Source organism: Flavobacterium artemisiae (assembly GCF_042678225.1).
GTDB lineage: Bacteria > Bacteroidota > Bacteroidia > Flavobacteriales > Flavobacteriaceae > Flavobacterium > Flavobacterium artemisiae.
In genome coordinates this window covers 106,373-118,658 of record NZ_JBHUDZ010000016.1, presented here as the reverse complement: position 1 = coordinate 118,658, position 12,286 = coordinate 106,373, and the positions used below count along the sequence as shown (strand labels likewise).

At 35.8% G+C, this 12,286-nt stretch carries 9 protein-coding genes; 5 read left to right on the top strand and 4 right to left on the bottom strand.

From position 1 onward, the window contains the following. Positions 1-389 precede the first annotated feature (389 nt). Complete coding sequence (locus tag ACFSC2_RS17085; RefSeq protein ID WP_379815547.1) at positions 390-3,674, bottom strand: TonB-dependent receptor domain-containing protein; 3,285 nt, start codon at positions 3,672-3,674, stop codon at positions 390-392. A gap of 48 nt (positions 3,675-3,722) precedes the next feature. Beyond that, entirely contained in the window at positions 3,723-4,760 is a 1,038-nt protein-coding gene (locus tag ACFSC2_RS17080; protein ID WP_379815546.1) for a FecR family protein, read from the bottom strand. A gap of 302 nt (positions 4,761-5,062) precedes the next feature. On the opposite strand from ACFSC2_RS17080, the gene ACFSC2_RS17075 reads away from it, so the two are divergent. Further along, the gene (locus ACFSC2_RS17075) at positions 5,063-5,692 is read left to right on the top strand and encodes an RNA polymerase sigma factor (protein ID WP_379815545.1); all 630 of its coding nucleotides are present in this window, start codon (positions 5,063-5,065) and stop codon (positions 5,690-5,692) included. 297 nt (positions 5,693-5,989) lie between these two features. Here ACFSC2_RS17075 and ACFSC2_RS17070 read toward each other — a convergent pair whose 3' ends face one another. Together ACFSC2_RS17070 and ACFSC2_RS17065 are read right to left on the bottom strand one after the other, a co-directional pair. Then, complete coding sequence (locus ACFSC2_RS17070; protein WP_379815544.1) at positions 5,990-6,307, bottom strand: P-loop NTPase family protein; 318 nt, start codon at positions 6,305-6,307, stop codon at positions 5,990-5,992. Positions 6,308-6,414: 107 nt separating this feature from the next. Beyond that, complete coding sequence (locus ACFSC2_RS17065) at positions 6,415-6,795, bottom strand: VOC family protein (RefSeq protein ID WP_379815543.1); 381 nt, start codon at positions 6,793-6,795, stop codon at positions 6,415-6,417. A gap of 444 nt (positions 6,796-7,239) precedes the next feature. On the opposite strand from ACFSC2_RS17065, the gene ACFSC2_RS17060 reads away from it, so the two are divergent. From ACFSC2_RS17060 to ACFSC2_RS17045, 4 genes are all read left to right on the top strand, one after another. Next, the gene (locus tag ACFSC2_RS17060) at positions 7,240-7,707 is read left to right on the top strand and encodes a response regulator (protein ID WP_379815541.1); all 468 of its coding nucleotides are present in this window, start codon (positions 7,240-7,242) and stop codon (positions 7,705-7,707) included. Between the two features lie 847 nt (positions 7,708-8,554). After that, complete coding sequence (locus tag ACFSC2_RS17055; RefSeq protein ID WP_379815540.1) at positions 8,555-9,649, top strand: DUF4291 family protein; 1,095 nt, start codon at positions 8,555-8,557, stop codon at positions 9,647-9,649. Positions 9,650-9,736: 87 nt separating this feature from the next. Beyond that, on the top strand, positions 9,737-10,666 hold the full coding sequence (locus ACFSC2_RS17050; protein ID WP_379815539.1) for an ADP-ribosylglycohydrolase family protein: 930 nt from the start codon (positions 9,737-9,739) through the stop codon (positions 10,664-10,666). Positions 10,667-11,207: 541 nt separating this feature from the next. Further along, positions 11,208-12,236, top strand: coding sequence for a rod shape-determining protein (locus ACFSC2_RS17045; protein ID WP_379815538.1), 1,029 nt, complete (start codon positions 11,208-11,210; stop codon positions 12,234-12,236). Positions 12,237-12,286: the final 50 nt, after the last annotated feature.

The following is a 12,286-nucleotide window of genomic DNA, read 5'->3' as shown; positions in this document are numbered from 1 at the left end:
TCCGGTTGATTTGTTTTTAATCCGGATCGTTGTACTGTTTAAAGGATACCCGCCTCTGTATCCTCGTTACTTGGCTGTGCTTTTTCACTTTGCATTGCCAGAGGCAAGACTCTGCAAAGCGTCTCTTCCTACTTCCCTTACCAGCGTGAGCGATTCTGGAAAGGTTCCGTTTTTTCTACTGTAATCTTGGGACTACCGATGGTGCACTCACCAATAAACTTTTAGATTACAGCCCATCTGGGTGCGGACAAACCTATACAATGGCGCATTATACTAATTATGAACTTCATTGTTTTTCTCTTTTCTTACTGGCTTATAAACAAAATAAATGCTGTGTTTGTATTTCATCTGAAGCTTGCTTCAAGTGTAATAAGGTCAAATTCGATTTTCTAGAAACTATAAGTCATATTTAAACTCAAAGTTGCTCCTCTGTATGCCTTGAACATTAGTTCGTCTGTATTTTTATCGTATTTTTTTGATGTTCCAGCTGATAATATATATCGATCTCTCGGCGCCAGATTATTTCCCTCAGTATCTTCCCATTTTGGATTGACGGTCATATAGCTCAAATAATTGTTATAAGTTTCGATTGGTGTATTAAACAGGTTTTTCACATTAAATTTTACCTGAAAGTTTTTATCTTTAAGGAAACGATAACTCAATTGTGCATCTGTAGTGCTGTATGGACGCTGAATTTCTTCATCCATATAATTATGACCCACCGTAATATATTGGTCACCTTTGGCATTCTGAACAATATTGACTCCAAAGCGTTCTCCGTCATAAGCAAATCCCACATTGTATGCCCAAGGTGTCTGCCCGTACAAAGGTCTGTTGGCTTTATAAGTTGGGGCATCTTCTTGTCCGTAATTCCCAAATCGGTCAATGTATCCAGTAACTTTGGTATCGTTAAAAGTAAAGTTGGCACTCACAAAAAACCGATCCAAAAAAGGGTTTTGTCCCATAAAACCAAAACTTTTTCGTATTTCTGCTTCAAAACCAGTTAAAACGGCCTGTTTGGAATTCACCACATATAACTCTAGACTTCCTTCAGGAGATCGATAACCAAGACGTTCGATAGGGTTTATAAATTTCTTATGGTAAACTCCAAAAGAGAGTATTTCGCCAAGTCCCGGAAACCATTCCCACTTAAAATCGTAATTATTCACGATAGTAGATAGCACACCGCTCGCATTAATTATTCTTGCCGAAGCAATAGGGTCATAAAAGGGGATAGCGGTGCGTTCCTGAAACGATGGTCTAATCACGGAACGGCTATATGCCAATCTCATATTCATGTTAGAAGTGGGACTATAAGTAAAATTTGCCGAAGGCAAAAACTCCCACAATTTGTCGTCTAACTGCTTCTCATCAAAGCCATCTTCTACAGGATTCTCCCTTTGAGTTTGCAGCAGTTCGTATTTATAATATTCGGCTCTTGCTCCCCATACCAGCCTCCATTGGGTGCCCATACGCTGATCAAACATTAGGAAAGGGGCGTGCTGGCTAACTTTACCATGGTATTTTCCGCCATAAAAACTCTTTACAGACCAGCCTACTTGTCCTGGCTCATAATGGGTGCCGTCGAGCAGTTCGGCTAATGAATAAAACTGTAAAATATTTCTTTCGCTGGCAGGAATGTTGGGACGGTTTTCATCTACTATCAAGCTCGCAGCAGTTTGTTGGTTCGTATTGTCTCTCACAGCACCAAAATATCCAGCTTTAATCGTGTTTTTAAAATACTCTTTATTGAGTTGGAAAGTAATATTTGCTCCGAAATTATAATCCTCTGAATCGTTATCAATATTTTGTCTGACAATTGGTGTACTTGGATTATAGATCCTGTAAAATGCATACATTTCGTTCCCAGACAGTCCGTAATATTTAATATTAGATGTGAAGTCTTTCATATCATATTCAACCGCTGTACGTGCTGCAAACCAATTTAAATCTGTCGTATTTCCCAGTTTATGATTTCCTTCCAATTTATTCTGTAACAATTGCTGATAGATAGGGTAGTTGTATTGGGTGGTTCTCGGTAAAGCGATCGATTCTAGACTCGTCCCTTCAGGCAATACTCCGTTATAGAAATAATAGTACGAATCATCCGAAGCGAAGTCGCTCTGTTCATTCCAACCCGTGATCTGTGTAAGGCTGATATCGGCTGTATGGGTATAGGAATTACGGAAAGAAAACCTGTTTTTTCCCAACTGCAGTCCAAAATTCAGCATTCCTGCTACTGTCGAACTTGTTGTATAACTAGCTCCTTGGTTTTTGTAATTAAAAAAACGTGTTGGCATAGTATCGTCTGTTCGAATGGCATTATACATCCAGTTCGAACGCGCAGTATGGTCTATATCTAAAATGGTTTGTTCGTATCTAGAACTTAATGCTCCGGCAAAACCCCATTTATTATTATTTTTTAACTCAAATTTTTTACCAAAAGCCAATTGAAAACTCGATCCAGGATCACCTGTAGTTTTGTATGTAGTAAAATTATCATTAGTAAAACGTTTGGACTGCTCAAAGAAATTCTCGGTATTAAAATCGGACGGTTGCAGTCCTTGCGGAAAATTTCTTGTGCCATCATCATATCCGAAATAATCGTTTTTGCCATTTTGTCGAGTAAGGAATGGCTGAAAAGTAGCAATACTATTATAAGATGATCCCCAATTGAAAGAGAAAAAATCTTTATTCGGAATATCTTTTGTTTTAATTTCTATATAACCGCCGGCAAAACTCGCATTCATATCAGGTGTAGCCGTTTTGCTTACCACCACGCTTTCTACCATTGCTGTTGGAATTATATCAAAAGAGAAATTGTTATTGAAATCCGTACTCGGCAATATTATTCCGTCCATCACCGCCGTATTCCATCTTTCCCCCAGAGAGCGTACCACTACAAATTTGTCGGCTATTGTCGTTACTCCTGTAATACGTTTTAGTGAAGCTGCCACATCATTATCAGGTGTTTTTGCTATTTGCTCGGCAGAAATACCATCACTCATTTGAGCCGCTTTTTGCTGCTGCTTAAACAATCCATCTGTAGAGGCGGCTGTCTTTTTGTAAGTACTGGTTACAACTACTTCACTTAAAGATTGATCAGAGTTGTCTTTTAAAACAATATTCAAAGGCGTTGTGTTATTTTCGGTTACGACCAGATTGGTGATTCGTTGTGTTTGAAACGAAATATACCTTGCTTCCAGGGTGTATGTACCAGGTTGTAATGAAAATGAATAAGTACCATCATTACCAGATATAGTTGTTAGGTTTACTGGTCCTGTTATTTGCAGGGTTGCGCCGGGAAGCAGTACGCCTTGAACGTCTGTAACAGTTCCTTTAATGCTTCCCGGCTGGAGCTTTTTTACAGGGACAGCCTTTTTGATAATAATATAAGAACTCCCGCTTTTTTTTAAAGTGAAGTTTGTTGATGATAAAGTGGCTTGTAAAATTTGTTCCCAGGTTTGATTTTTTGCTTTGTACGCAGGGATATTTACTTCTTTTACCACATTCAAATCAAAAAGGATATTTATTTTGCTTTCTTGTGTCATTTTTGTAAGTCGCTTGTCTAATGTTTCAGCAGGAAACTCTTTATTTAGGGTTTGTGACTGTAAAGTGCTGATTGTAAAAAATTGTAGTAGTAGTATGACCACTATTAGGTGACGTTTGTACATTGGTTTTTGTTGATTTTTGCTAGTTTTATGTTTTTTGTTTTCGAAATTTTAATAGATAATTAATTTGCCTGATTGGCTGAGGTCATACTTAATGTTATACAATACGCTAATGCCTTGCATAACTTCTTTCAGACTAACATCGCTGGGGAAAGAGCAGCTGAGTAATTTTCCGTCGAGTTTATTGTTTTTAATTTCAACCGTTACATTGAAATACTGTTTTAGTCGTAATTTGAGTTCTTTAGCATTTGCTCCATTCATAACTAATCGGTTTTCCATCCAAGATGCCGCATCTTCCCAGCTGACTTGACTTTTTACAGTACTTCCCGTTGTCTTGTTAACCGTTATTTGTTTATTTTTAGTAAATACGCCTAACAAATTGCCCTGATGTTTCACCTGCACTTTTCCATCTCGTACCGATACCGACGTTTCGTCTAATTCTTTATAGGCTTTGATGTTGAATGAAGTTCCTAATACGGTCGTTTGTAAACCTGTACTATGAATGATGAATGGTTTTTCAGGGTTTTTAGCAATTTCAAAAAAAGCTTCTCCTTCTTCCAGCCAGAATTCGCGTATTTTGGTATTAAATTCTGTTTTTATTATAGCTACCTTAGTATTGCTGTTTAGACGTATGGTAGAACCATCAATTAATGTTATTTCCAGATGCTCGCCTTTTTTGGATTCAAAATAGATTTTGTTGTCAGCATACTGTTGTGAACTTATATTCTCAGTAGTTTCTTTGGAAGTATAAAAGTAAGTTCCGATACCTGCAAACAGAATTACCGCTGCCGCAACTGCATATTTGATAAACGAGCTTAAACGGATTACTTTTTGTTTTGCAATTGGTTTTGGTGTTTCCTGTTCAAAACCAAACTCGGCGGTCAATCGTTGCCAAATAACGTTACAGCCTTCTTTAACTTCCGTTTCGGTGGCATTATATGTTGTGGCTTCTGAATCGGCATTCCAATTTTCTATTATTTCTTTTTCTTTTTCAGTTGCCTGTCCATTTACATAGCGCTCGAATAATTGGGCCAGCCAGTTTATTGTATTTTGTTTGTCATTGAAGAACTTCCTATTACTTTTATCCATATTGAAATTTTTTAAGCACTGCTAATTTTGCCTCTATAAGATAATCGTATTTGAAAGCCCCTTTTTCTTTCGGAATTTTATTACTAATTCATTAAGGATGCGTTACGCAAGTGTTAATTGCGCAAAGGCAAAGGCCTTACATAAGTATCTGTTATTTTGTAATTGTTCAGTTTTTAGGTAATTTGTATGAGAAGAAAAGGTTAAGAACATTTTTTTGACAAACAACGGATGTTTTTTGTTGATTTTGATTCTTACATTTGAGTTATAATGTCGTGACCTTTACAGCGATTTTTTACCATATTATGAAACTATCAGACAGACAACTCTTGGAATTGATTGCAGAAAAGGATGAAAAATCTTTTAACGAGTTTTACAAAAGGTATTCGTCATTATTGTATAAATGGGCTCTTAACCGTATTGGTAATGCAGACATTACTAACGATATTGCTCAGGATTTCTGGTCGACTTTATGGCTCAACCCACAAAAGATTAAAACAAATAATGAGGGATCTGCTAAAAATTTCATGCTTCATTTTTATACTTTTAGGATATTAGATTATCTAAGAGCGAACAAAAAGCAAAAAGAGAAAACAGTTGCAGGAGAAGAACAGTTGAATGCCCTCGAAAATTCATTGTCTTATACTCATATTTTAGAGGATATACAGGAGCAGGAAATATATGCTCTTATTGATGAGGTACTAATTGATTTACCCGAGCTGACCCGACAGGTATTTGAATACAGATGGAGGAAACAATATTCAATTCAAGAAACATCCAAAAAATTGAATTTGGACGAAAAAGGAGTCTATAATCGAACTTTTGTAGCTCTTACAGCCATTCGAAATAAAGTTAATTATATGCTCGAAGACGAAGATGGGATTGATAGTCCTAAAACGCTTTTAGGACTGGCAGTTTTGTTGAATTTATTTTAGTTTTGTTGATTTTTCATATTTTTCCTTTTGCATTGATTACCTATTAATTTAGATCTTTTTTTTCAGGTTAAATTCAAGGCTTTTATTTTTTCAAGGATAATGTCTGCACGCTGCTCAAGCGTAAGATCGCCTGGTATTCTTAAAATGGGAAAGTTTAACGACGATAACCAGTTTTCATGAGACTGAAGGGTTCTATTTGCAATACCTGTATTTTGATCATAATCGGCAGACCATTTGATGAAGTCTTCAAATTGTTTTATTCGTTCAGGATTGTTATAGATTATATCTCCAAATCGCTCAAATTCTCTTTTTTTTCAGCCTTTCTATTCTAATATCTGCGGGTATCCATAAAAAAATTACCAAGTCAAAGGAAGGAAAAACATCTTCACCCCATTGAAAAATAGAGCCGCCTAATATCCAGCTTTTTGAATTATCAAGATCTGCTTTAATTTTTGAATTCCTTTGCTGGGGATCATTTCTTTCGATAAAAGGAATTTCGGTCAGCTTCCAAAAATAATCGTCGCTGTCAAAATAGTCAACGTTTAATCTTTTCGCTATTTCCTTGCCGGTAGTGGTAACACCGCTTGCCGAAGCGCCAAATATTAGAATCTTCATTTTAGGAAAGTTAACGTTTAGTAATATCCATTAAATTAGAGTAAATACTCCAAATAATAGGATAAATAGTAATTGAAAATTAGGGAAATTGTACTTTAAATATTTTTTTAAAATGGATATCCGATCTCCCAAATATGACCAAACGGATCTTTTAATTTACCGATTCTCCAATCTTCTTCAGTTGTCATGGGACAAATTTCTGCAGCACCAAATTTTAATGCATTTTTAAAGATTTTGTCAGCATTTTTTGTTTCTAAAATTATTCTAATGGGTGCACCGAATTCATGGCTAGAAGTTCCATCACAATTTTCTTCATCACTGAGATAAAATACAGCGCCCTCAATTGTCAATACTGAAGAAATTTTGTTGTCTGCAAGTGAAAATCTTTTTGATTCTACAGCTCCAAAAGCATTCGTATAAAACTCAACTGCTTTTATTCCATGGTTTACCGTAAGAAAAGGCTTGATGTTAGTTGTTGGTTGTATCATTTTAAATAGAAATTACGATTCTTTATGATTTATCGACTGCTAAATTAAATAATTGAATATTAAAAACTTAGGTATTAATAGAAAAATAGAGTTAAACTATTCTGCAAAAATAACTTATCTCATTAAAACAGCTTTTTTAAGAATTTCTGCTTTATTAAAAATTTGCGCAGAGGGTATTTTTTACCAGTGCAGTTTAATTCCTTTCAAGAAATATCATTCGATATAAAAATAATGCAGCCTTGCAATAAATGGTGCCGTTTTCTTTCGTCTCGAAATTTTCAGGCTGTCTTTATGGTTTTTTATTAAGAAAATTTTCTTACATTTATAGTGCTGGATACGTCAGGAGCGGTATTCCATGTATACAGCACAAAAGCTTATATTACCCCCCGGTATAATTTTTTGCGGATTTTTAAATTTTTTATCTAACTGCATAATTTTTAAGCGATGTTACAGCAGCATAATTCACGTAAAATTATTTATCTGGCAGAGGATGATGAAGATGACAAAATTTTATTTCTGGAAGCTCTAAAGGAACTCCATCCTGAAATTGCCGTGGAAGTCTCCAAAGACGGACAGGAACTTTTAAATAATCTTCGTAAAACTCAAAGCGGCAATCCCGATATCATCTTCATGGACATCAATATGCCTTGTAAAAATGGTTTTGAATGCCTGAAGGAAATCAAAAGGGAAAGGTATTTTAGTGGCATAAAAATAATTATGTTTTCCACCAGCAGCAGCAGCCTTCATATCGAGCTGTCCCGCAGATTGGGGGCTGACCATTATGCTGTGAAGCCTGGCTCTTTCCAAGAGCTCAGAGAATTGCTCAGAGAGATAATGACAATAGACTGGAGCACAGAACCAAAAGATAAAAATCAATTTGTGATCGCCAGCAGAAAAATAAACAGCATATAAAAAAAGCCCTGCAGCAACAGCATCCGCAGTAATTTCTGCAGCTGTTCTTCAGCAGAAGCCTGTAAATAACGGCACTCTGGCCCGTATGATCCCGATTGAACTATTATCCTATTATTTTTTCCTTGTGGTGCTGTGTGAGCCATTTTTCCATTTTATGGAGCAGCTCGATTTCACTGAAACTGCCCGATGGATCGGACAGACCGTTTATAGTCCTTTCGTAATTGAATCGATTCGGTTCAAACAGGCAGGTGAATTTGGGGTGTTCATGATGCGAGACCATCCATTGGTCCTGTTCTGTTCTTCTAATTTTAAACTTTTTCATTCTGGTTAATGATGCTGGATGCAGATATTTATGATAAAATTAATAGCAAAGTTACCATTGTGATCTATGCATGGCAATACCTGATTTGATGGATATTTGGAGTCTTTCTTTCTTTCTTTCTTTCTTTCTTTTTTGGACTGTCTTTAAAATTTATTTTAGCCTGTGGTGTCAACGTTAAGTAGGGTAGGGCATATATTAAATGGATAGATTATTAAAAAAGTTAGTTAGCGTTTTTTCTCCTAATTTTTTAGATTGTTTTTATTGTTGTTAGTTTTTTTTAATATGATTTTGACTGGCGATTGAAAGGCAGGTTCGAGGGGAGGGGTTTATTTGAATTAATATATTGAGTAATGTTGAATTTCAAATGATTCGGTAAGATGCTGGAAAATATTATATATTAGCTGTAAAAAATCAGAAAAGCAGCTGAAAGAAATAAAGATCTTAAAAGTATGATCAATCAAATATGACTGCATGAAAACTGATAGAAATAAATAAATTTTAAATAAATATCATTATACAACGATAATGCTTCAAAGAGAAACTGATCTAAGAGAAATAAAGAGAATTTTAAATGAGAAGGACAGCGATGGAGTTTTCGGTAAGGTATACGGCTTTGCTGGAACTTATTGCAGAGATGAAGAGATTTTACTGCTGTTATGTGAGATTTTTGAGTCTGACTGGCATACAAGACATGAGGATATGGCCAGAAGTTTTCAGGATGCTTCTAATCCAGTGACAGCAGAATCCCTTTTTAGGGTGGCATTGACAGAATTTGAATATATGAATTGGAACGATAACTATCCTCTTCAAAGAAAATGCACTTGGGCGCTTGCTGACATCGGCACACCGGAGGCTAAAGATTTTTTGGAACAAATAAAAGAAACAGCTAATGAAACAATAGCTGAATTTGCTGCAAAAAGATTAAGAGAGTGGGATGCTGAATTCAGAAGAAAAGGACAGATGTTAAGTTCCGATGAGCGGTATGGTTTTAACATAACACTTGAAAAATATTCCGACCGTTTGAAAGCTTTACCGGACGGCGAGCAGAAATTGATTGGGAATTTACTGGATAATAGAAGACTCGAACACAGCAGACAGACTTTTGAACTTGTCGAAGTAATTGAGCAGTATGTTTTATTGTATCAGTCACACGAAAGAGAGACGGCAGACGAGGCAGTTAAAAACCAGAAATTTAACTATCCTGCTAATGAAAGTTCAGTAGTAAATCCGCTTAAACTCAGCTTTCTTTCGATGATGTATGGTGGCAGTTGGACAGCAGAAAAAGAGGGGCAGAGAATGCTTGCCATCTGGATTGAGAAAGAAGCTTTTGTGGAGATTTTAAATACTGCTACGGAAGTCGCTGCAGGGGAATACCAGAAAGAAATCCTGAATCAAAAAGTAAAGCTTGAATGGCGTCCAGACCGTGATGCTGCGGGTAGTGAGACGCAGAGCAAAACCGCGGTGTTTCATTTAGATAACGATGCTTTTGAGAAACTTATAAATGATAAAATAGAATGTATAATGGATGTTACAGACTTTGTCCTGGAGCAGAACGTGCATATCATTAATGGTGATTTGGATAAGCTGTTAATACCAAAGGAAAGAATACTTCCTGTTTAAGATTTATTAACCGAAATTTATACTTCCTTAAATAAACTGTCACTAAGCGAGGAAACGCTGCCTGATAGTATAACAACAAGACAATTAATGGATCATATTGATAATACATACAGAATTGAAAATGCTAAGAAATCACTATTAGGTGTGTCAATAGGAGATGCGTTTGGTGATAGTTTTTTTGGTGACTTAGACCAGATTTCAGAATGTATTCATTTAAGACAGATTCCTGAAACTAAATGGGAATTTACTGATGATACAGTGATGTCTATTGCAGTTTTTGAGGAATTAGAAAGGAATGGCGATATAGATCAGGAAAACTTAATAAAACAGTTTTGCATAAATCACGATTTAGATGCAAATAGAGGTTATGGTGCAACTTTAAGACGGCTATTAAGAGAAGTTCAAAACGGTGAGAATTGGCATGAAGTATCAAAAAGAGCATTTGAAGGGCAGGGTTCAATGGGGAATGGAGCAGCAATGAGAGTTTGTCCAATTGGTGCTTTCCATTTTGACAATTTTCAAAAAGTGAAAGAATTAGCCATAAAATCAGCTGAAATTACGCATTCAAATATTGAAGCAATTACAGGTGCTGTTGCCGTTGCAATTGGTACTGCATTGACAGCTCAGATGAAATTTGACAAGAAGATGTTAACACCAGCTGATTTTATAGATAAAATTTTAAACGAATTACCAGACAGTGATACAAAGGCAAAAATATCAAAATCTAAAAGTGTACCTTACAATTATAATATAGAAACTGTAAAAAGTATTTTAGGTAACGGTATAAATATGACTGCGCAGGATACTGTGCCTTTTGCACTTTGGTGTACTTCATATAATTTACAAAACTTTGAAGAAGGACTTTGGAAAGCGGTATCTATTTTAGGTGACAGAGATACCATTTGTGCAATGGTAGGTGGCATGTCTATAATGTCTTCAGATGGCTTAAACATTCCTTATTCTTGGGCAGATTCGGTAGAAAGTTTTGATAAAAGTATCTTTAGAGGAAATAAATAATTGGAATAACAGTCATTCAAAACCAACAAGACAGGAGATGCCGGAGAAGTATGGTTTATTTTAAAAGAATATTATTTGATAATTAGTTAATTATTATTGTTTGTTTCTTTTGCTGTAAGTTGTTTTCTAAGGAGTTAGACCTGCGTTTAGGCTATTCTGTAAATTTATTTAAAACATTTTTATGGCTTACTACCAGCATTTATACACAAGCAATTCGCTGTTCTTTGGAGATAATTTAAAGTTTTTTTTGCGATGCTTAAATCAATTGAATTATGATCTTTCTGATTTATTATAATTTATTGGCCCTCAATAATATTACTTTCGATATGATCCAATGCTTTATTGAATATTGCAATTGAATTGCTTAAATTATGTAATGCAACGTGGTCGGTTTCTTGAATACATTTCATTAAGTTTCGAATATTCCATTTTGAATTACAATTAATTACAATTAGGCTTATATCCTGTACCGTTTTAATATTTTGCCAGTTTTCAAAGAATAAAACAATAACAATGTCGTTCTTATAAAAAACGATATGGTATGGGATTATTTGATTTTATGATAGTGGAAATCGCTATGGATTTGGGAACAGCAAATACGCTGATAATTTATGATGGAAAAATAGCTGTGGACAGCCCTTCGATTGTAGCGAGGGATATCAGAAACGGAAAAATTATTGCTGTTGGTAAAGAAGCTGGCTTGATGCAGGGTAAAACACATGAAAATATCAAGACAATACGTCCCCTTAAAGATGGTGTTATTGCTGATTTTGATGCTTCAGAAAAAATGATCAGCTGGTTTATCAAAAACATTCCTGAAATAAAGAAAAGCCTCTTTACTCCGGCACTTAGAATGGTAGTATGTATTCCAAGCGGTATAACAGAAGTTGAAATGAGAGCTGTAAAGGAGTCTTGCGAGAGAGTAAACGGGAAAGAAGTGTTTCTAATTCATGAACCAATGGCAGCCGCCATCGGCATGGGTTTAGATGTAATGCAGCCTAAGGGAAATTTAGTTGTCGATATCGGCGGGGGGACAACCGAGATTGCTGTAATTGCCCTTGGTGGAATCATATGCGATAAATCTATAAAAATTGCAGGAGATGTCTTTACTGGGGACATATTATATTACATGCGAACACATCATAATCTCTATATCGGTGAAACTACCGCAGAACAGATAAAAATAAATATAGGGGCAGCAATTGAAGTACTTGAAGATACTCCTGATGATATGATGGTGAGGGGAAGAGACCTGCTTACAGGTAAACCTAAAGAAGTACAGGTAACATCTAGAGAGATTGCCAGGGCTATAGACAAATCAGTCCTTCGAATCGAAGATGCCATTATGGTTACTCTCTCGGTAACTCCTCCAGAATTGGCCGCCGATATTTATAACACAGGATTATATCTTGCCGGCGGAGGAGCGATGCTTCGCGGTCTTGATAAAAGAATTTCTCAAAAGACAGATCTGCCAGTCTATATTGCCGAAGATCCCCTAAGAGCTGTGGTAAAGGGTACTGGTACAGTTTTAAAAAACATAACTAAATACAAGAGTGTACTCATAAAATAAGCTGGTATTGTGGTGGCTCAATTCTGATTCTTTATAAATTTGGATATAGT